16 protein-coding genes and 4 pseudogenes are annotated in these 22126 nt (G+C 36.5%); 11 read left to right on the top strand and 9 right to left on the bottom strand.

The genetic code is table 11. The annotated features are described in order from the left end of the window. Positions 1-6: 6 nt before the first annotated feature. Positions 7-1035 (top strand): alpha-ketoacid dehydrogenase subunit beta, encoded by a 1029-nt coding sequence (locus C7K42_RS07845; protein ID WP_014123521.1) that lies wholly within the window; start codon positions 7-9, stop codon positions 1033-1035. A gap of 15 nt (positions 1036-1050) precedes the next feature. After that, on the top strand, positions 1051-2253 hold the full coding sequence (locus tag C7K42_RS07840) for a dihydrolipoamide acetyltransferase family protein (RefSeq protein WP_014123522.1): 1203 nt from the start codon (positions 1051-1053) through the stop codon (positions 2251-2253). Positions 2254-2563: 310 nt separating this feature from the next. On the opposite strand, the pseudogene C7K42_RS13170 reads toward C7K42_RS07840, so the two are convergent. Then, positions 2564-2707: pseudogene (locus C7K42_RS13170) on the bottom strand (IS110 family RNA-guided transposase); the annotation flags it as partial. Between the two features lie 130 nt (positions 2708-2837). On the opposite strand from C7K42_RS13170, the pseudogene C7K42_RS07835 reads away from it, so the two are divergent. Then, positions 2838-4198: pseudogene (locus C7K42_RS07835) on the top strand (IS4 family transposase). On the opposite strand, the gene C7K42_RS07830 reads toward C7K42_RS07835, so the two are convergent. The 4 genes from C7K42_RS07830 to argF form a co-directional block, all read right to left on the bottom strand. Beyond that, positions 4182-5324 (bottom strand): IS110 family RNA-guided transposase, encoded by a 1143-nt coding sequence (locus tag C7K42_RS07830; RefSeq protein ID WP_282957120.1) that lies wholly within the window; start codon positions 5322-5324, stop codon positions 4182-4184. The pseudogene C7K42_RS07835 and the gene C7K42_RS07830 overlap by 17 nt on opposite strands. 378 nt (positions 5325-5702) lie before the next feature. After that, a complete protein-coding gene (locus tag C7K42_RS07825; protein WP_014123524.1) occupies positions 5703-7235 on the bottom strand; it encodes a YfcC family protein in 1533 nt (510 codons plus the stop codon). 157 nt (positions 7236-7392) lie between these two features. Further along, positions 7393-8325 (bottom strand): carbamate kinase, encoded by a 933-nt coding sequence (arcC, locus tag C7K42_RS07820; RefSeq protein WP_014123525.1) that lies wholly within the window; start codon positions 8323-8325, stop codon positions 7393-7395. Positions 8326-8342: 17 nt separating this feature from the next. Next, positions 8343-9341: an ornithine carbamoyltransferase gene (gene argF / locus C7K42_RS07815; protein ID WP_014123526.1), complete on the bottom strand. Its 999-nt coding sequence runs from the start codon at positions 9339-9341 to the stop codon at positions 8343-8345. 142 nt (positions 9342-9483) lie between these two features. On the opposite strand from argF, the gene C7K42_RS07810 reads away from it, so the two are divergent. The 5 genes and pseudogenes from C7K42_RS07810 to C7K42_RS07795 all read left to right on the top strand — a co-directional run. Then, positions 9484-10776 (top strand): ATP-binding protein, encoded by a 1293-nt coding sequence (locus tag C7K42_RS07810; protein WP_061841417.1) that lies wholly within the window; start codon positions 9484-9486, stop codon positions 10774-10776. Between the two features lie 14 nt (positions 10777-10790). Continuing rightward, complete coding sequence (locus tag C7K42_RS07805; RefSeq protein WP_061841418.1) at positions 10791-11630, top strand: DNA-binding domain-containing protein; 840 nt, start codon at positions 10791-10793, stop codon at positions 11628-11630. A 37-nt stretch (positions 11631-11667) separates the two neighbouring features. Continuing rightward, the gene (locus C7K42_RS13400) at positions 11668-11907 is read left to right on the top strand and encodes a peptidase M20 family protein (protein WP_014123531.1); all 240 of its coding nucleotides are present in this window, start codon (positions 11668-11670) and stop codon (positions 11905-11907) included. Then, entirely contained in the window at positions 11904-12743 is an 840-nt protein-coding gene (locus tag C7K42_RS07800) for an ArgE/DapE family deacylase (protein ID WP_014123532.1), read from the top strand. The genes C7K42_RS13400 and C7K42_RS07800 overlap by 4 nt, the downstream gene beginning before the upstream one ends. Before the next feature lie 247 nt (positions 12744-12990). Further along, positions 12991-13123, top strand: a pseudogene (locus tag C7K42_RS07795) (transposase); the annotation flags it as partial. A 240-nt stretch (positions 13124-13363) separates the two neighbouring features. On the opposite strand, the gene C7K42_RS07790 reads toward C7K42_RS07795, so the two are convergent. Then, positions 13364-14044, bottom strand: a complete 681-nt coding sequence (locus C7K42_RS07790) for an IS6-like element ISS1N family transposase (RefSeq protein ID WP_002319817.1) — start codon at positions 14042-14044, stop codon at positions 13364-13366. A gap of 191 nt (positions 14045-14235) precedes the next feature. Between C7K42_RS07790 and C7K42_RS07780 the strand changes: the two genes are divergently transcribed. Beyond that, positions 14236-14802 carry a TetR/AcrR family transcriptional regulator gene (locus tag C7K42_RS07780; protein ID WP_014123534.1) on the top strand — a complete coding sequence of 189 codons (567 nt, stop codon included), beginning with the start codon at positions 14236-14238 and terminating at the stop codon, positions 14800-14802. A 48-nt stretch (positions 14803-14850) separates the two neighbouring features. After that, positions 14851-17508: an MMPL family transporter gene (locus tag C7K42_RS07775; protein WP_014123535.1), complete on the top strand. Its 2658-nt coding sequence runs from the start codon at positions 14851-14853 to the stop codon at positions 17506-17508. 91 nt (positions 17509-17599) lie between these two features. Here C7K42_RS07775 and C7K42_RS07770 read toward each other — a convergent pair. From C7K42_RS07770 to tnpA, 3 genes and pseudogenes are all read right to left on the bottom strand, one after another. Then, positions 17600-18280: pseudogene (locus tag C7K42_RS07770) on the bottom strand (IS6-like element ISS1N family transposase). A 196-nt stretch (positions 18281-18476) separates the two neighbouring features. Then, entirely contained in the window at positions 18477-19895 is a 1419-nt protein-coding gene (locus C7K42_RS07760; protein WP_124175415.1) for an ISLre2 family transposase, read from the bottom strand. Between the two features lie 318 nt (positions 19896-20213). Beyond that, on the bottom strand, positions 20214-20669 hold the full coding sequence (gene tnpA, locus C7K42_RS07755) for an IS200/IS605 family transposase (RefSeq protein WP_014124664.1): 456 nt from the start codon (positions 20667-20669) through the stop codon (positions 20214-20216). A 609-nt stretch (positions 20670-21278) separates the two neighbouring features. Here tnpA and ltrA point away from each other — a divergent pair. Further along, positions 21279-22106: a group II intron reverse transcriptase/maturase gene (gene ltrA / locus C7K42_RS13165; protein WP_249038027.1), complete on the top strand. Its 828-nt coding sequence runs from the start codon at positions 21279-21281 to the stop codon at positions 22104-22106. The last annotated feature ends 20 nt before the right edge of the window (positions 22107-22126 follow it).

Here is a 22126-nt window from a genome sequence, read left to right as displayed (position 1 = left end):
AGTAATATGGCTAGACAAATTACTATGATGAAAGCAATAAATGAAGCTTTAGAGCAAGCAATGGATAAAGATGAAAATGTATTTTTGATTGGTGAAGACCAATCTGGTGGAGCTACAGTTGAACACTTAGAAGAAAATGAAGATGCCTTTGGTGGTGTTTTTGGAGTAACTAGCGGGCTGATGGGGAAATTTGGTCGCCAGCGAGTGATGGATACGCCAATTGCTGAGAACGGTTATATGGGAGCGGCTGTCGGCGCTGCAGCTACTGGATTACGTCCTGTAGTGGAATTAATGTTTAACGACTTTATTGGTTACTGTCTTGATACCATCTTAACGCAAGGCTCAAAAATGCGTTATATGTTTGGCGGTAAAGCTAAAGTTCCCTTAACTATTCGCACGACTCACGGGGCTGGTGCAGGAGCCGCGGCTCAACACTCCGGTTCATATTATGGTTTATTTGGTTCCATCCCGGGAGTTAAAGTTGTTGTTCCATCAAATGCCTATGATGCCAAAGGTTTAATGCTTTCGGCAATTGAAGAAGACAATATGGTCGTCTTTTCAGAAGATAAAACCCTTTTAGGGACTAAAGAAGACGTACCCGAAGACTATTATAAAGTAGAAATTGGCAAAGCTAAAGTAAAACGTGAAGGTACGGATCTAACCATTGTTACAATCGGAAAGATGCTTTATGTCGCCTTAGATGTAGCCGAAAAATTAGAAAAAGAGAACGTGTCTGTGGAAGTCATTGATCTTGTGACAGTTTCACCTTGGGATCAAGATACAGTGATCGAATCAATTAAGAAAACAGGTCGCTTAGCTATAATTGACGAAGCCAACCCACATAATAATACAGCGACTGATATTGCTTCAGTTGTCGGAAATAAAGCATTTGACTACCTCGATGGTCCTATTAAATGTATCTGCGCACCAGATACTCCCGTGCCATTTGCCTCGAATTTAGAACAGCTGTATCTTCCTAATGCAGATCGTGTAATGGATACAGCTTCCGAAATTATTGAGGATTTAAAACAATAAAGGAGGCGAAAAAGTATGGCAACAGAAATTATTATGCCGACATTAGGTTTAACGATGACAGAAGGTACAGTAGATACTTGGCTGAAAGGTGAAGGAGATCAAGTTGAGAAAGGAGAAGCGGTATGTACAATCAGCTCAGAAAAGCTCAGCCATGATGTTGAAGCACCAGCAGAAGGAACACTTATAAAAATATTAGTTCCTACTGGTGAAGTAGCTCCTTGTAAAGACGCCATTGGTTTAATCGGCGAGCCAGGTGAAGAGGTTTCTTCAAAAACTGAAAAAAAAGACACAACCGAAGAAACTCCAGAAGAACCATCAGACAAAAAACCTGAACCTGTAAAACCGAAAGAGGAAAAAGCAAAGGGCGATCGGATTTTCATTACTCCGTTAGCTAGAAAAGTTGCTAAAGAACAAGGTATCGATTATTCTCAAATCAATGGCACGGGTGGCAATGGACGGATCACGCGACGTGATGTCGAAATGTTCGAACCTCAAGAAGAAAGTGTAGCAGCTACGACAACGACATCAGTAGGCACTGGTTTAACTGGTATGAGGAAAACGATTGCTCAACGCATGACATCAAGTCTACAAAATACTGCTCAAGTAACAGTTCAACAAAAGGCTGACGTGACTCAATTGATGGCTTTTAGGAAAGAAATGAAAGAAAATGCTGGGATACCATTAACAGATGGACAAATGAGTATAACCACTTTATTATCCAAAGCAACAACTTTAGCATTACAGGAAACCCCTAAAATGAATGCTTTATATCATGATGGAAAATTAGAAGAATTTGCTGAAGTTCACTTAGGTATGGCAGTGGCGCTAGATGAAGGACTGATTGTTCCAGTGGTAAAAAATGCCGATAAAATGACACTGACTGAGTTAGGAAAGACTTTAAATGATCGAATCGAAAAAACAAAACAAGGAACGTTAGAGAGTGAAAATTATAGCGGTTCGACATTCACCATCACTAACTTAGGAAAAGGCGGCGCAGAATACTTTACTCCTATTTTGAACCCGCCAGAAACAGGAATCTTAGGCGTTGGATCTATGTTGAATGAATTAGTACTTGATGAAAAAGGTCAAGTTGTCCAAAAACAAAAACTACCTTTAAGCTTAACATTTGATCACCAAGTAATTGATGGTGCTCCTGCAGCTGACTTCCTTTCTAGAGTGGTTGAATATTTGGAAATGCCGTATTCGTTGATTTTATAATTTTAGTAAAGAAAAAGTTCTCAATGGTTTTCTAAATCTAATTATATTTATTCAAAACCTAGTATGGCTCATTTTTTTAATTTGCTCTCTTTTTAGAAAAATGAGCATACCAAGGTTTGAATAATTTTTAGTATAATTTCTAAATTTTTCAGAAATATTATAATAGAAAATTTAGATGAGCGGTTTTTGATTTAAAATAATTGTGTAGTTTTTAATAATTTTAGAATTAGGATATTCCTGCACAAACAAACCTAAACTTTCATATTTTTAAAATTTAGGTTATAGTATGAATTGTAAATAATAGTTTCGATTAACCTCGTGGGGACTTGGTATAATCGTAATATTCATTATTAGAAATAAGGTAATGAATCGTTTTGAGTAATTTATTCATACAGGCGATCATAGCTACTTTATGTTTCTTTACATAAGGTGGCTTTTTTAGTTTATAACTAAAACTTGAAAGTTCAAAAATACAGTTCATCCCTTGATAAATAAACGTTTTTTTATACAAAAATAGCATGAACCACTCAAATCCTGGTATAATAGAATCAACGAAAAACCACTAACCAAGGAGTGTTCATGCCATGTCAATTATAACACAAACAACGCCAAACTCAGAAAAAATTTCTACCTCTGTGTCTGATTTTTTCATCAGTTCCATGTAGCTTCTGCTCTTAAAAAATCGAATGCCGTGCACAGGAAGGGTTTCTCCGTTTCTGTTATTTTTTCGTTCCTATTAGCTTCGATCTTTACCAACGGTTCTACCTATCGGTTTTACCAAAAGCAAAAGGAACAGCTATCATTTTCAGATAAAACATTTCGCAACGTTTTGAATGATCCGCACATTCATTGGCAAAAATTACTGATCTTAGTGGCTAAATCCGTCATTACTTTCCTACGTCCATTGACGGATGATGCCCGAAAAACCACATTTATCGTGGATGACTCCATGTATACCCGCTCGAATGCGAAAAAAGTGGAATGTGCCGCTTTACAATACGACCATGCCAAGAAAAAATATTTCAAAGGATTTCGTTATTTACAATTAGGCTGGAGTGATGGCAACAGCTTTGTCCCCGTCGCTTTTTCCTTGCTCTCCGGGAAAAGAAAGCTCCAATCTGATCTTGATATCGGGGACCAACGCACGAATAGGGGGAAACGTAAAGCTCAAGCGCTTCGTAAAGGCACAGAAGTGACACTGGAACTGCTTCGATCGGCTTTGAACCAAGGGATCCATGCGGATTATGTCTTATTCGATACTTGGTTTTCCAGTCCCAAAATGTTCCAACAGATCCGTGACCTGAAATGCCACTGCGTAGCGATGGTCAAACGTAGTCAAAAGATCTACTACCGTTATCAAGGCCAAAAGATGGATGTCAAAGAAATCTTCAAACGAAATAAAAAGCGCCGCGGTCGTTCTCGCTATCTTTTGAGTGTCCAAGTAGAAGCTGTCGTAGAAGGGAAAATCCTTCCCATTAAGTTGGTATATATTCGCAATCGCAATAAACGAAACGACTATTTGGTCTTAGCTTCGACCGATATCGATCTGACCGAAGACGAGATCATTCAGCTCTATGCTAGACGCTGGTCGGTGGAAGTCTACTTCAAGATGTGCAAACAATACTTAAAATTAGCCAAGTACCAAGGGATTTCTTATGACGGGATCTTTGCGCATACGACACTGGTAGCTATCGGTTATATGATCCTAGCGGTGCAAGAACGTGAAAGTAAAGACGACCGAACGCTTGGCGAGTTATTTTATCTTCTCATTGATGAGCTTTCTGAGCTTTCTGTATCGGAAGCCATTCTGCAATTACTCGTTTTATTCCAAGAAGCTTTTGCGGATGAATATGTTTTGGATGAAGCCGTATTAAATAACATTATCGAACAGTTCCTTGAAAAACTACCTTCCTCTATACAAAAACAGCTCAAGCAAGCAGGTTGAAGTTAATTTTGTGCATAAGATGCTTAGTATACCAAGGGATACGTATCGAAAAATAGGTTTCAAGTTTTAGTTTATAATAATAGTCTATAAAATGGTTCCTAATATTCTTTTGTTTTTTAATCATATTCTGAATAGTAAAAAATAAAATCATCCTTGCTCGACTATTCCCTCTTTTTTGAATTTTATCTTTATGTTGTATTGTGCCTGATTGATAAGTGCGTAAATCAATCCCCACATAAGCATTCATTTGTTTATGCGTGTCAAAGCGACGAATATCGCCAAGTTCTGCAATTAACAGTGCAGCTGTGAGAGGGCCAATACCAGGAATACTTTCTATATATTTAAATTCTGTACATGTCTCTGCAAAGTGGATGAGTTCATTCGAGATTCGATCTTTTTGTTGTTTTAAACTTCGAATGGTTTTTAAGCGATATTTCACTTCTTTAACCATAAAACTATCTTCCTCAACTACAGAATAAGCTTCTTTAGCAATAAATTTAAGCCACAAGGCTTTCTCTTTGGCTTGCTTTTCGGACAGTTTTTTTCCTGTCTGCTTTAAGATATAATTTTTAATCTTTGTTGGAGAAGTTTTCTGAACAGTGTCCGGGTGAGTATATTTATCCATAATATTTAAAACAAAATATGTCATATTACTGCTATAAATTTTTTCTAGCCCTGGAAATACTAGTTGTAATTCGCTGTGTAAATAGTTGCGCTGTACTAACAAGTTCGAATGGACCTCATCATATAGTTTAGAATACATGCGTAATTCATTATAGTTATTTGAATGACAAAACGTTTTAGATCGTTTATTTGTCAGATGAGTTTGAGCTAATTGATGGGCGTCATTTTTATCGCTTTTTCTTTGACGCATAGTGGCTATTTGTAATTTTGCTTCTAAAGGGTTTAAACAAGAATAAGAAAAATTATTTTTTGTGAAAAAATGTTCCCAACATTTTGAATATACACCTGTAGCTTCAAAAACAACCTCTACTTGGTTATTTTTTAAAAATGGTAATAATTTATCAAATTGTTCGGGGGTGTGGACGATCTCCCTTTCTTCGATACAATATTCATTTTTATAAACCACCATATAACTTTTCCCTTTACTAACATCTAAAGCCATTATAAACAAAGTAATCCCTCCTCAATAAAAATCTTGAAGCCTCACTAATCCATGCTTTTTTACTTTCCTATACACGGTTTCAACGAACCAACATACTTCAAACAAAATGGACATAGTTAGTGAAGGAGACCTGTTTGACATACGGGTTCCATGGCCCTATCGTGTTGGCGGTCTTTACTTCACTTCTACTATATAAAAAATAGTAGTGTAATACCACCGTCGTGATATTACACTACTAATCTTAGTATGTTTGACAAAGAGCCTATTATAATGAACCTTAGTATTCGCTTAGGCCCATTATAGTTCAACATTTTTACTTCAAAATTTATACTAATTATGATTTGTTCACTCTATTTTATTAGAAAAAGAACTTGTATATTAATACACAAGTACTTGAGTTATCAAAATACCTCCACCAAATATTAAAAGAAATGTTACAACTGGCCAAACAAACCTTAACCAGTGTGAATACTTCATATTAAGCATTTGTAATGTTGCCATAACAAGACCAGTTGGTGCTAAGAATAGCATAGCATATTGACCAAATTGATAGGCTGTTACAATCACAAATCTTGGAATATTAACCGCATCAGCTAAAGGTGCCATAATCGGCATTGCAAGAACTGCTAGACCTGAAGAGGAGGGCACGACAAATCCCAAAAAGAAAAAGATAAACAACATAGTAATAATAAATAACGGACCGCTCATATTTTTGACTAAGTTTATTGCAAAATACAGTATGGTATCAGATATCATTCCTTCATTTAATACAAAATTAATTCCTCTAGCAAGTCCGATGATCAGAGAAACTCCAACTAAACTAGAAGCTCCTTTTGTAAAAGAATCTACCGCTCCTTTTTCACCAATGCCATTTTTTCCTGTTGCGGCTAGAATCATAATAAATATCGTAAAGCTCAAAAAAGAAGCTGCCATGGTTGGAAATCCCCATCCATTAGACATAACTCCCCATATCATAATTGGAAATGTAGCGATAAATAATAGTAAAATAAGTTTTCTTCGTTTTGTAAATTCACTTTCTACATTGTTATTATCGGACTCTATTGCCCACTGTTCATTAAATGATTCATGATCTTCATAAGTATATGAGAAAGTAGGATCTTTTTTTATCTTTTTACAATACCAATAAAGGTAAGAAACTACAAATATTGCACCTACAATGCAACCAAATGTACGCCAACCTAGTCCTTGAGTAAATGTAGTACCAGCAGCGTTGGAAGCAATAACTACTGAGAAGGGGTTGATCGTTGAGAAACTCGTTCCTACCGAGCTAGCTAGAAATATTGCACCAACACAAACGATTGAATCATATCCCAGCGCAATAAAAATAGGTACTAAAACTGGGTAAAAAGCTACTGCCTCTTCTTCAATTCCGCAGAGAGTCCCCCCCAAAATCATTAAAATAGAAACCAAGGAAACTAACAAAAATTCATGCCCTTTTGTTTTTTTTGTTAAAGAAAACAATCCTGATTCAAAGGCACCACTTGCTCTAATAACACCGATTAATCCACCTAAAACAAAAATAAATACCATAATGTCTACAGCTTCTATTGTACCCTGGACCATACTTTTAGGAATATCGGTTATATTTGCGGGTTGTTGTTCGAGTCTTTGATAAGTATCTGGAATAGAAACAGATTCAGTAATTCCACCAGAACGAAACTGCTCTATATCAATTTTAACTCCTAGATTATCTAATGCTTCCTGTGTAGCGGGTACCTTATCTATCTCACCTGGTTGTTCTATTTTTAATTGAGTGCTTGAAGGAATATAAGAAAGTTTTGAGTAACTACCTGCTGGAACAAACCATGTTGCTATTACAGCAACTATTGTTAATATAAATAAAATAACAAAGGCACCGGGCATTTTTAATTTGAATTTTTTTTTTGCCATCTCAAACACCTCATTTTTATAAAAAATCTTTACCACACACATAATTAAAAAGTGGTTTAAAGACACTTTTATGCAAAACTTATTAAGTCATTTTCACATACGGAGCTAATCCTCCAAAATGTTCACTAAACCACTCTTTATATTACTTAACTGCCAACTATTTTTTTATTATAGTTCCAGTTTTACCAGCAAGAGCATCATCTAAATTTTCCAAAGATGTAATAATCGCTTCTCTATCTTTACCTTGCGTTACAAAATCTAAACAAGCTTCTATTTTGGGTAACATACTTCCAGTTGCGAATTGTTTTTCTTGAATAAGATCTTTTGCTTGTTTACTATCTATTTCTTGAAGAGCTTCTTGATCTGATTTCCCATAGTTCATATAAACATATTCAACAGCAGTTAGAATAATTAGCTTATCTGCAACTATATTGTCAGCCAGCAATGCACTGGAACGGTCTTTATCAATTACAGCAGATACACCTTTTATATTTCCACCTTCAGATTTTAAGACCGGAATACCACCTCCACCGCCGGCGATAACTACATTATTGTTGTTAATCAAACGGTTGACGCTATCGATTTCAATAATATTTTTAGGCATAGGTGAAGCAATAACTTGACGATATCCTCTTCCTGCATCTTCTTTAAAGATATAATTTTTTTCCTTTTCAATCTTTTCCGCCTGTTTTTTACTATAAAATGTCCCAATTGGTTTGGTTGGATTTTTAAATGCAGGATCGTCAGCTTCAACCTCTACTTGTGTGATTAATGTGACTACATCTTGGGTAATATTTTGTCTATTTAGTTCATTTTGTAAACTTTGTTGCAGATGATAGCCTATATAACCTTGACTCATAGCCCCGCATTCAGGAAAAGGAAATGCGGGACCTTGATTATGTTCATTCGCGTAATTCATTCCTAAATTAATTGCACCAACTTGCGGTCCATTACCATGACTAATGGTTATCTTATGGCCTTGGGAAATAGCTCCCGCCAGCGATTTAGCTGTGTTTTTTACAAGATTTAATTGTTCTTCTGGTGACTTTCCTAAGGCGTTTCCCCCGAGTGCAATTACAATTTTAGCCATAGACTTGATCTCCTCTCTTACTCACCTAATGTTGCAACCATAACTGCCTTGATAGTATGCATCCGATTTTCAGCTTCTTTAAATACAACCGAAGAGCTACTTTCAAATACTTCATCAGTAACTTCCATTTCACTCAAACCAAATTTTTCTTCGATTTCCCTACCAACTTCTGTTTCGTTATTATGGAAAGAAGGCAAGCAGTGTTCAAAGATTACATTTTGATTATTAGTCATTTCTAGCATTTTCTTATTTACTTGGTATGGTTTTAGTAATTTAATTCTTTCTTCCCATACTTCATCAGGTTCTCCCATAGATACCCAAACATCGGCGTATATAACATCAGAATCTTTAACTCCTTTTTCGATATCATCTGTTATTTTAATTGTTGCTCCAGTTTTCTTAGCAATTTTTAAAGCATTATCTACTAAGTCTTGCGAAGGATATAATTCTTTAGGAGAAACTAAATGATAGTTCATCCCCATTAAAGCGGCTCCAATCATTAAAGCATTCGCAACATTATCTTGCCCATCACCTACGAAAGTGAAATTTATTTCGTTATAATCCTTTTTTAAAGCTTCTTTGGCTGTTAAAAAATCGGCAAGAACTTGTGTTGGATGGTCCTCATCAGTTAGCCCATTCCATACTGGAACTCCAGAATATTTAGCTAAAGTTTCAGCCGTACGTTGTGAAAAGCCACGATACTCGATACCATCGTATACGCCACCTAGCACACGTGCAGTATCTTTAGCTGTTTCTTTTTTTCCCATATGAGAACCACTTGGTCCAAGATATGTAACATGAGCTCCCTGATCATATGCGGCAACTTCAAAAGAACAACGTGTGCGAGTTGAATCTTTTTCAAATATTAAAGCAATATTTTTTCCTTTTAACTTTTGTTGTTCTGTACCTGTATACTTTGCTGCTTTCAAATTTTCAGCTAAGTCTAACAAAAATTCCATATCGTTTGATGAAAGTTCCCTTAGTGTCAAAAAATTTTTGTTCCGTAAATTATACATTTCCATTCCTCCTAAATTTTTAATACAATTATATTCTAAAAGCTATCTTCACCAAACTTCACAGTACGTCAACTTTTTTGTTCAAAATATTACATTTTTTTATTTTTTTATGATTAAATTGTATTATAGGAGATGATATATAATGTTTTATAATTCACAAAATTTCAAACAAACTCGCTCACGAAGGATAATAACTGCTGCTTTATGCATATCTCTAGCTTCTCAAGTTAATTTTCAATTATTTTCTCATGGATTTATTATTTCTTTAGCTCCGTTAATTATGTCAGTGTTTTTATATTTCAATACAGATTTACATCCCATAAAATTAATGTTGTCCATCAGCATAGCTTCTCCCTTTTTTCGTGGCTTACTCTTAGCAATCAGTAATGAAAACAATCAAAATGCTATATTAACTTTTATCTTAGCTGATATTGCATTTTATTTTGTTTACAGCATTTTATATTACTTTTTATACTGGCAAAGCGAGAGTACTACAAACAGCTTTTTCTTGTTGACAATTATTATTTGTGACTATTTTTCTAACATCGTAGAGACTGGTATATTGGAAGGGTTTACTAATTACAGCTATCGACTATTCCAAATCTTATTTTTAATTGCTTTGATCCGTAGTCTCCTTGGTTCCATTACTTCGTTTTTATATCATTATTTCAATTTAATGCTCAGCAAAGACAGTCACGAGCGCAGATACTATCACTTTGTTTGGATAGCAGCGTCTGTTAAAAATGAACTTTATTTTATGCAAAAAAATATCGATGCAATGGAAAAAATTATGAAGAAAGCTTATTTACTAAATAAGAATTTGCAAGGAAAAATTGAAAATGGCAATAAGCACAGTACCACTGCATTACAAATTGCTCTGGATATTCATGACATAAAAAAGGATTCTCAGAACATTGTTCAAATTCTGACTAATTACTTCAATGATTCAGAGGGTACAAAGCCAATGAAATTTAGTGAAATTCTACGTATTGTTACCAGATATTCTCAAGAGAAAATCCACGAAAGGCATAGCAATATTCTAATTAGTACACATAATCATGTAGAAATGCTAGTACCTAAGTATTTTTATTTGGTTTCTGTTCTTTCAAGCTTAATTTTTAATAGTATCGATGCTGTGAAAAATATTCCGGAAGCCAATATCACCATTTTATGTCAAGAAGAATCAAAGGAAATTATCATAAATATTATTGATAATGGGAGCGGGGTAGACGACGAAATAAAAGAATTGATATTTCACCCAGGCTTTACTACTAAATACAATAAAAAAACAGGAGACACATATAGGGGATTAGGACTATCACGCGTTCAAGCGATTATCAAAGAACAATTTGGTGGCGATATAGAAATCCAATCAACCTTCAAGCAAGAAACTAATTTTAAAGTTATTTTAAATAAACAACTACTATCAGAATAGAGAGGCTAATAACAATGAATTTTTATATTATAGATGATGACATTTCTATTTTAGTGATGTTACAAAAAATACTTGAAAAAAACACTGATTATTACGTAATAGGAAAGGCTACAGAAGCTGAAAAAGCATTAACTGACATTTTACTTTTAGACGTTGACGTAGTATTAATCGATCTATTAATTCCTAACATGTCAGGAATTGAATTGATGAACCGTTTAAAAATATCAAAAAATTATTTGCACTTCATTATGATTTCTAAAGTAACTGACAATTCTCTAAAACAAGAGGCTTACGAAGCGGGCGTCGAATTTTTTATCAATAAACCTATTAATGTAATTGAACTTCAAACAGTCGTAGAAAAAATAGTACAAAATATAGACTTGTCACAAAAATTAATTAATATTCAATCTTTGATAGGCGAAAACAGTGAAAATAGCAGTTCTTTTAATACAAATGATTCCAGAAAGCAAAAAGTTCTTTCTATTTTACGTCTTCTTGGAATCAATTCAGATGCTGGGACCACAGATATTTTGGTAATTTATGAAATTATTTCCAGTAAAAACCTGTACTTTAATCAAATTGATATTTGTGAACAATTAAACATAGATGCTCGAGAGAAAAAAATTATTTTTCAAAGGATCCGTAGAGCTATTAAACACGGATTAACTAACTTAGCTAATCTGTACTTAGATGACGCGCAAGATGAAATAATTACGGAGTATGCAAATAGTTTATATGGATATAAAAATATACGTAATGAAATGCAGTTTATTAATGGATATAGAGATGCCGGTGGGAGAGTATCTTTGAGACACTTTCTTGATGGTCTAGTTCAAGAAACTGATAATAATTAATTGTTAGTTTGCTAAATTATAGTTATTGGAGGATATCGTGAGAAATTTTACAGAAGATGAAAAAGTGACTATTTTAAAAGATCTTATCGCTATTAAAAGCGTAAACGATAATGAAACTGAGGTTGCTGAATACTTGACGAAACTACTAGAGAAATATGATATTCACTCTAAAATTATCGAAGTTTCTCCAAATCGCTCCAACTTAGTAGCTGAAACTGGTTCAGGAAATCCTGTTATCGCTGTTTCAGGACATATGGACGTGGAACGAGTGATATGAAGTCGGGTTTAGCTGCTTTAGTTATTGCCATGATAGAAATCAAAGAAAATAATTTATTGAAACAAGGGACTATTCGTTTGATGGCTACAACTGGCGAAGAGGTCGGTGAAGCTGGTTCACAAAAATTTTTTGAGGATGGTTACTCCAAAGATATCGATGCTTTAGTCATTGCCGAACCGTCTGAAGATACCATTGTAAACACTCATAAGGGCTCCATGAACTTTAAAATTACTTCTACTGGCCAATCAGCCCATAGCTCTATGCCTCATTTAGGACATAATGCTATTAATCAATTGATGGGATATCTAACAAAAGCTAATAAAATTTTTAATGAAGATCGTCGCGAGAATACTACACTTGGGAAACTTGTTATGAGTCCAACTATTTTTAATGGCGGAAACCAAGTAAATTCCGTTCCAGAATACGCCCAAGCAGAATTAAACGTACGTACTATTCCCGAATTCGATAATGAAGAAGTTAAAGCTATCTTTAATGAGTTAGCTAATAAGTATAATAGTGAACGTCATGAGATTGACGTCGACATTATGATGTCCCTAAACAGCGTGTTCACTGATTCTGATACTTTGATTACAAAATTAGCTCAATCATTAGGAAATAAGTATTTTGGAAGTCAACCAGAAATAAAATCTTCTCCTGGGGTTACTGACGCATCAAACTTACTTGTAGATAAACCAAATAACTTCAATTTTATTTTCTATGGACTCGGTCTAACAAGTATGGCTCATCAAACAAATGAATACGTTAAAAAAGATGTTTATGTTAAATTTGCAGATTTATACAAAGACTTATTCATTGATTTATCCGAAAAACTATAACTTCGTTTTCTTATCAATTAAGCCTGAGTCACCTTGCATAAGTGGGCTCTACCACTGTGCCTAATTTCACTAAGCATAGTGGTAAGTCTTTTATTAAGTCTTTAGACCGAGTTGAGCTCGCGTAGCGTGCGAAACAAAAAACCACCCGCTATGCGGATGGGAAGGAAAAAGTTATACTAAAAAATCTTTTCACTAGCGTTACAATGTAGTTGTTCAGGCTATATGGTAACGAAAGGAAGAGGTTCAGTTGGCTAACAAAGCAAATCGTTTAGCCCATACAAAATGGTTATGCAAATATCATATTGTATTCACCGTCAAGTATAGAAAAAATTATTTATAATCCATACAGAGCAAGTCTACAAGAGAGTATCAAAAGATTGTCTAGTTTGTCCTTTCCGTGATGAGATGATTCACGTTGAACATTGGAACACTCTCAGAGTCATGGCAAGAACCTTGCAGCTAATTTGTTTACAACGTATATTGTGTCTTATGAAACCTTGCCTGACCAATAGGATCAAACCTTTGAGTATTTGGAACATGCAGTCAATTGGGATCATACTTGCGTTGGTTCTGTTGCAAAGTTTTAAATAAAGAATAAAATCCCTTACGGTATCTATGATTTAAGCTGTTATTCCCATTAATACCTTGATTTCAGTAGACACCGAAAAGCCGAAGAGCGTTCCATTTCTTCGGTTCTTTTTATATATTCCTCGAATGGTCTCCATGCCCTTAATCGTGGAAGAGGCTGTACGGAGACTTTGATAAAATTTATTTCGTCGTTTAATAGGTCGATGGTCTTGTTCTATTAAATTGTTAAGATACTTCACAGTTCGGTGCTCTGTCTTAGTATATAAACCCACACTCTGTAACTTTCTAAAGGCGGAGCCAAGAGAAGGTGCTTTATCGGTCACAATTGCTTTCGGCTCACCAAACTGTTTATGGAGTCGTTTTAAGAAAGCATAGGCTGCTTGCGTATCCCGTTTCTTTCGTAACCAGATATCTAAGGTTAAGCCGTCCGCATCAATTGCACGATAAAGATAATGCCAACGTCCCTTAATTTTGATATAGGTTTCGTCCATTTTCCATGAATAGAAGGATTGTCTATTTTTCTTCTTCCAAAGATAATAGAGGACTTTGCTGTACTCTTGCACCCAACGATAAATCGTAGTATGACACACATTTATTCCACGATCATATAACAATTCCTGAACTTCACGATAGCTTAGATTGTAACGCAGGTAGTAACCAACAGCGACAATAATGACGTCTTTTTTGAATTGTTTGCCTTTAAAATGATTCATTACTCTGTCCTCTCTGTCTTTTTTCTCAATTTTACACTAAAATAGATTTTTGGGAAAACTTTGCAACAGAACCATCGTAACTTTTTTTGTATGGAAACGCATTTTTACACATGTCTAAATTTAAACTGTTGTAAAAATAAATATGTGGAGGTAGAATAGTTTATCGAGAAAAACATTTTTGGAGGGAATAAATGAAATATGATTTGACGAAAAAATCAACCAAAGGAGCGCAAAGAACTTTAAGAGCATTTTCGGATGCGATGTATAAGCTACTAGCGGAAAAATCGTATGACGATATTAGCATTAATGAAATTTGTAAGATTAGTAATTTTCCGCGGGCAACTTTCTATAACTATTTTGAAGATAAAAAAGATTTATTGAATTATTGTTGGTTATTATTCAAAGAAGAAAGCAATATTGAGCAGTATCATGACGTTGCTGACGAAAATCTTCAAGAATATATATTGGGTCAAATCTTTGAGGCCATGGATCAGCATCGGGAACTATTAACTCAATTAGCAAAGCATAATGCTAATAATAGTTCGATTGTGAGCAGCATTTATGAGTACTTTAAAAACGAGGCTATTACGATTTTAAAGCAAGATCTAAAAAATCAAACTTCGAAAGTACCACTAGAATTAGTAGCAAAGCATTATAGTAATACGATTTTGTTGGTACTTAAGTGGATTTTCATCGAAAATCATCCATTGTCTAAGAGAGAAGCGATGGAATATGTTGATGAGTTACTAGGGAAATAAGCATTAAGAGAAGAGTGAATTGATTAATTATAGATAGGAGAGAAGAGTATGAGTAAGTATATCAAACAAAACATTGCCAAGTTTGTGACTTGGATTATCGTTTTGATTTTAGGAATCGTAATGTTACCTAATATTTCTAGCTTAGTAGCTGAAAAAGGTCAAACCAAAATTCCGGATACGGCTAAAAGCCAAGTTGCTAAAACCATCCAAAAAGATTGGGGCCACAAAATTAGCAATACGCGCCAGGTCGTTTTGGTCTTTAATAATGGTGACCAAGCCTTAACCCATAAGCAAAAAGATCGTATTAATGACACTATTGATAAAATCAAAGATAATAAATCTAAGTATGATATTAAAGGAGTTACTGCTCCTAACGATAGTGAGGCAACTAAGAAGCAATTAATTTCAAAAGATAAATCAACCCAGATAGTGCAACTAGATGTAGGTAAGCGGGATTCAGTGCGGAAGATGAATCAAAAGCTGGTTAAAGAAGTTAAGACGAGCGGAGTGAAAACTTACGTAACTGGTAGTGATATCTTAAATGATGATTTCTCGGTAGCCATTGAAGAGGGTCTTAAAAAGACTGAAGTTATTGCCATCGTCTTCATTTTGATTGTGCTAATTCTAGTCTTCCGTTCCCCAATTGTTCCTTTAATTTCTTTAGGAACTGTTGGACTATCTTTCATCGTCGCTTTATCAGCAGTGATGAATTTAGCTAAATATGCAGGATTTACGATTTCAAACTTTACCCAAGTTTTCATGGTCGTTGTTATGTTTGGAATCGGGACGGATTACAATATCTTACTCTATAACCAATTCAAGAATGATTTGATTGAGGGGATGGATAAAGAAACTGCCACGAAGCATTCACTTAAGGTGGCAGGGAAAACGATTCTTTATTCAGGAAGTACCGTTCTATTAGGATTCTTGACTTTAGCATTGGCTAAGTTTTCCATTTACCGTTCGGCAACGGGGGTTGGAATTGGGGTTGCTATTTTACTACTAGCATTATTGACCGTTAACCCCTTCTTTATGTCACTACTCGGGAATAAGGTATTCTGGCCTAGTCATAATTCAAAAGAATCAAATCACAGTAAGTTGTGGGATTGGCTTTCAGGACACTCAGCTAAAAATCCATTGATTGCTTTAGGCATCATCGTAATTTTAGCAATTCCAATGCTGTTAACTTATAACAATAAACTTAATTATGATACAGTCGTTGAACTACCAGCTAATTATTCTGCTAAGCAAGGATTTAAGACGGTGCAAAAGCACTTTAGCAAAGGAACAGCGGAACCTACTACCATCTATATCAAGAGCAGTCACAAGCTTGATAATGAAAGTGATTTAAGAGTTATTGATAACTTAACCAACCAAATTAAAGGTATTGATGGAATCAAGACGGTTGCATCAGTTACTCAACCAGGTGGCGATAAGTTAGATCAGCTTTATGTTAATGATCAATTGAAGACGTTGACTTCCCAAACAAGCAAGGCTCAAGCGGGCTTAAAAGAACTTCAAAAAGGTTTAACTGGTGGAGATTTTGATGCTAGTCAACTTGAAGATATCGGTGCTAAGGCGACCTTAATTGGGCAAGAGTTGAAGAGTATCCAATCAACTAGTGGTAGCTCTGTAAGTGGTCAACAATTGATGACGGCCTTACAACAAAAGATGGCAGCGGCTGGTCAACCATTATCACAAACACAAATGACGATTCTTTCTGGAGCAGCTAGCCAAGAAATGGCTTCAGTAAGTTCAATGCAAACTCGCCTTCAAGCAATTGCCACTTATACCCAAGCAATCGGTAATGATGCTCAAACTCTTGGAAATGAACTTAAGGAACAACAACAAAAAATGGCAACCGCTGGTGGCAGCGTTGGTAAACTAAATGACGGGCTATCTGAATCCAATAATTACTTGAAAGAACTTCAAGATTCATCTGCATCTAACACATTATTTGTGCCTAAAGCAGTGTTAGAAAGTGATACATTTAAAGATTCAGAAGATGTCTACTTATCTTCAAATAAAAAGGCCGCTAAGATCACGGTGGTCTTAGATTCAGATCCATTAACTGCTAAGTCGATTAAAAAAGTTGAAAGTCTGCAAACGATGATTAACAACAATATCAAGGGAACCTCATTGAAGAAAGCTTCCGTTTCGATTGGCGGTCAGACTTCTGAAACTTCTGATAAATCAAGTATTGCTAATCAAGATTTCTTACGTAGTGCAGTAATTATGTTAGTTGGCATTACACTTGCATTGATGTTAGTAACGCGCTCTATCTTACAACCATTCTATATCATTGCTTCATTGCTACTAGCATACGTAGGTGGACTAGGAATTACACGCTTTATTAGTAGTACATTCCTTGGGGAAAATCTATTAGGATGGAATGTACCTTTCTTCACCTTTGTAATGTTGGTTGCCCTTGGAGTAGATTACAGTATCTTCTTGATGATGAAGTACCGTGAATTTGATAACGAGGATGCTGGAGATCGAATTGTTAAATCAGCAGGAATTATTGGAACGGTGGTAATTTCAGCTGCAATTATCCTAGGGGGAACATTTGCTGCCTTAATTCCAGCAGGAGTTCTGACCTTGACACAAGTTGCTGTTGGGGTAATTAGTGGTCTGGTTATACTAGTCTTCTTAATTCCAGCAATGAATAGTAGTTTAATTCGTTTAACTTATCCAAGAAAAAATTAATCATAAAGTCGTAACTCAATTTGGGGTTACGGCTTTTGGTTCTGTTGCGAAGTTTGAAAATCAAACGCGCCCTCTCTGAACTCTAAATATCTTAGGCTGTTATTCCCATTAATACCTTGATTTCAGTAGACACCGAAAAGCCGAAGAGCGTTCCATTTCTTCGGTTCTTTTTATATATTCCTCGAATGGTCTCCATGCCCTTAATCGTGGAAGAGGCTGTACGGAGACTTTGATAAAATTTATTTCGTCGTTTAATAGGTCGATGGTCTTGTTCTATTAAATTGTTAAGATACTTCACAGTTCGGTGCTCTGTCTTAGTATATAAACCCACACTCTGTAACTTTCTAAAGGCGGAGCCAAGAGAAGGTGCTTTATCGGTCACAATTGCTTTCGGCTCACCAAACTGTTTATGGAGTCGTTTTAAGAAAGCATAGGCTGCTTGCGTATCCCGTTTCTTTCGTAACCAGATATCTAAGGTTAAGCCGTCCGCATCAATTGCACGATAAAGATAATGCCAACGTCCCTTAATTTTGATATAGGTTTCGTCCATTTTCCATGAATAGAAGGATTGTCTATTTTTCTTCTTCCAAAGATAATAGAGGACTTTGCTGTACTCTTGCACTCAACGATAAATCGTAGTATGACACACATTTATTCCACGATCATATAACAATTCCTGAACTTCACGATAGCTTAGATTGTAACGCAGGTAGTAACCAACAGCGACAATAATGACGTCTTTTTTGAATTGTTTGCCTTTAAAATGATTCATTACTCTGTCCTCTCTGTCTTTTTTCTCAATTTTACACTAAAATAGATTTTTGGGAAAACTTTGCAACAGAACCTGTATGTGTCAAGTTTATTGAGGTTGAATAAAAAAACCGTCTTTTGGGGCAGACACAAAGTTATTTTTCAACCTCACTTTCATTCGGTTTGCCCTCATCCTCTCTAACAAAAACAAGTTTTTATTAGAGAACATTCGGGGTCATTATTAATTGATTCAGTCCTTTGGCGAATTGGCCTAAAGGCGCACTTTTCGCTTTTCCTTCGCCAATCTGTCCTTTAAATGCACCTTCATGAGCTTGGAAACGAGGCTTTTTCTGTACCCAACGTTTCATAGCGTGCCAACGTTTTTCTTGAGCGACGACGTCGTCCGGAAGGGCTTCGTATTGGTTCAACCAACCTTCCAATTCTTGGTTTCTTAAACTATCAATGACACGAATCATGGCTTGGGCGCCGGTTGTTGTCCACAAACGACCTTGGCGTTTCATGCGATAGGTGATTTTCCGATGGGTACTTTCGATCGTGCCAATACAAGCTTTAGGGTCCCTGATTCCTCGTGCTTTCAATGATTTTAAATAAGGCCAACTTCTTTGAAGATAGTGATGCAGTAAACGTAAATGTTCTAACGCTTCGGCCTCCTTTTCTTCAATCAAGCTTTCCGAAGTATCTAAAACCAGCTGGACTGCTTGCCAATCATAATGTTCAATCGCTCGAATCATTCGATGTTGGAGTTGGGGAACAAAAGCCATTCGTTCCTTGATTTTCCGATGGACATGGTATCGATCACGGAAGTGTTCATGACGCAAACAACCTAAAGCCAGTTCATCAAACACTGCTTTTTCATAACCCGAACCGCCGTCACTATTGGAAATGACAATGGTATGACGTAAATCATAATAGGCTTGAAGATAGGCCATCATTTCTTTGTATGCTTTTTGTCGATTCAGATGACTCACAAAGTGCGGGGCAATCATTTCCGAGCGATTGCCGACTTTCTGGCTGCCTTCACACACTTGAAAACGGTGAACTTCAAGGGATTGTTTCTTCTGTCCGTTGATCTTTACGCCGTCTCCTTCCAGATATAAATAAGGCACTTTTTTCTTGGTGATCACACCGTCATAACGACTTTCATGCGTGCTTCTGGCTTGGATGAATTCTCCCGTTTTAACCACCAATTGTTGCACATTTTGATGACTCATCTGCCAAGAAGTTAAACAGTCGATCGCTTGAGAAACATGACGATAGACCATGTTACTGCCTAATTGAGCCACGTTTCGCAGGACGAGCGAACTATAACGAAGACCTTTTCGAATCCCTAGAAATTCATCTAAGGGGTAACGAATGACATTGGCTTGATTTTTCATTCGTCGACGAACATAGGTCACGGGACCAAACAAGAAGGTGATGGTTCTTTCGCTTTTACGATCGACGCGAAAGCCTTCTTTCTTACATTGCGCACAAATTTCTTCATCAAGCGTTTGAAAAGCTAGTTGGGTAATGGTCGCTATAAGTTGTGTAAAAAAGATCATCATGGCTCTTTCTCTTGCTAAAAAATTCGTTTCCTTCTTCATTACTTCCACTAAATCTGTTACAATAGAATCCATAAGAAACCGCCTTTGTTCATTAGTGCCTGTTAGCCCAATGAATAGAGTAACGGTTTCTTTTTTATTCGTCTAGAGGATACCTCAATAAATTTTACACTTAGACAGAACCTAAAGATCTAATGATGATAGAGTTGACACAGCATTCCGGTTGGCCCCCTTTTCGTATGCACATCATAACCACCCTTCAAAAGGGTGGTTTGCTCTGGGGCTATAAGCCCCCAATACTAGCCAGCGTCTCAAGGCGCTGGCTTTCACTTTGTTCAAGCCACACTGGTTTTGTCGCTTTTGCTACCTCTCAAGAGGTGTTTTTATCACTCTCTAACCCTTAAAAGGGTCTGCATATTCTCGAACACTTAGTTTATCTAAGGCCATATCATGTTTTTCTTGCTCTTGAATATATTTCTTGATGGTTGCCTCATTAAGACCCACTGTGCTCACATAATAACCTTCTGCCCAAAAATGACGATTCCCAAATTTGTACTTCAAATTGGCATGTTTATCAAACATCATCATGGCGCTTTTTCCTTTTAAATACCCCATAAAGCTAGAAATACTTATCTTCGGTGGTATACTTACGAGCAAGTGAACATGATCGGGCATCATATGTCCTTCTAGGATTTCTACACCTTTATAACTGCACAATCTTTTGATAATCTCTTGTAGACTTGCTCTGTATTGATTATAAACAATTTTTCTTCTATACTTGGGGGTGAATACAATATGGTATTTGCATAACCATTTTGTATGGGCTAAACTATTTGCTTTGTTAGCCAACTGAATCTCTTCCTTTCATTACCATGTAGCCTGAACAACTACATTGTAACGCTAGTGAAGAGATTTTTTAGTATAACTTTTTCCTTTCCACCCGCATAGCGGGTGGTTTTTTGGTGCGCTCGGCATGGGCGATAACTTGGTGGTGAAAGTCCACTACAGGCTTGGCAGTAGGAACTGTTAGCCAAAAGCAAGGGTGTCCACTGCGAAGTGGAATCTGAAGGAAGCTGGAGGCAAACACTCGCGCTGACGAACAGAAACCTCATAGGAAGGCTGGATTGGGACGGATGAGCTTGCCAAACAAAGCAAAGTCCAATACTGCCCGAACCCCATACAGTAAATGAGGCAGCGGCATGAGTGGAAGGTTATCACTCCTTACCCGAGGATATCTATCTAGCGACAGCTGTCGTAGTAATAACGAATAGATAGAAGTCAGCTGAGGTCATAGTAGGGAAAATGTACCGAAGGACCGAACAATATTCATACAAAGTATAGATTGGAGGTTAGAGGAAGCAAAGAAGACAGAAAACAACCATAAGGTTGGCAATCTACAGAGGGATAAGGTGGAACCTGAAAGCGTATGTAGATGTGTCGAGTTATCCTCTAGGAGAAATGAAAGAAATGTATCGTAAGTCTTCATCTTTGATGAAGTCCGTTGTAAGAAAAGAAAATCTTAAGACAGCCGCAACAAGGGTCCGACGTAATAAAGGAGCCGCTGGTGTCGATGGTATGGCTGTGGATGAAGTAGAAGACCACATTGAGAAGTTGTATGCGCCACTAAGGCAGAAATTGCTTCAAGGGACCTACCAGCCACAACCGGTCAAACAAGTCGAAATACCGAAACCCAATGGTGAAAAACGCCAATTGGGAATCCCATGTGCGCGTGATCGCGTAGTTCAACAAGCGATTCGACAAGTCATTGAGCCCATCATTGACCCATACTTTCTTCCACAAAGCCACGGATTTCGCCCGAATAAGGGAACACACACTGCTTTGAAGCAATGTGTCGCTTATTATGAGGAAGGCTATAAAGTGGTGGTCGATTGTGACTTGAAACAATGCTTTGACACACTAAATCATGACAAGCTCATGTATCACTTAGAGCAGTTTATTCAAGATAAGGCAATTCTCAAGGTTATTCGTAAGTTCTTGACGAGTGGTGTGATTAACCTGTCTAGCGAATACGTAGAAAGAAAGTCGGGTGCACCTCAAGGGGCGGTCTTATCGCCTCTTCTCTGTAATATTTACTTACATGAACTGGATAAAGAACTTGAGAAAAGAGGACACCAATTTGTTCGTTATGCCGATGACTTCGTCATCTATGTCAAGTCAAAACGTGCGGGCGAACGAGTGTTAAAAAGTGTGACCCGTTTCATTGAAAAAGATCTTAAACTCATTGTTAATCAAGACAAGAGTCAAGTGGGGCACCAACGCGTTTAAAATTCTTGAGCTGTCTGATA

It is taken from the genome of Tetragenococcus halophilus subsp. halophilus DSM 20339 (assembly GCF_003841405.1).
Lineage (GTDB): Bacteria > Bacillota > Bacilli > Lactobacillales > Enterococcaceae > Tetragenococcus > Tetragenococcus halophilus.
The sequence above is the reverse complement of the archived record's forward strand: the minus strand, read 5'-3'. Positions and strand labels throughout refer to the sequence as shown.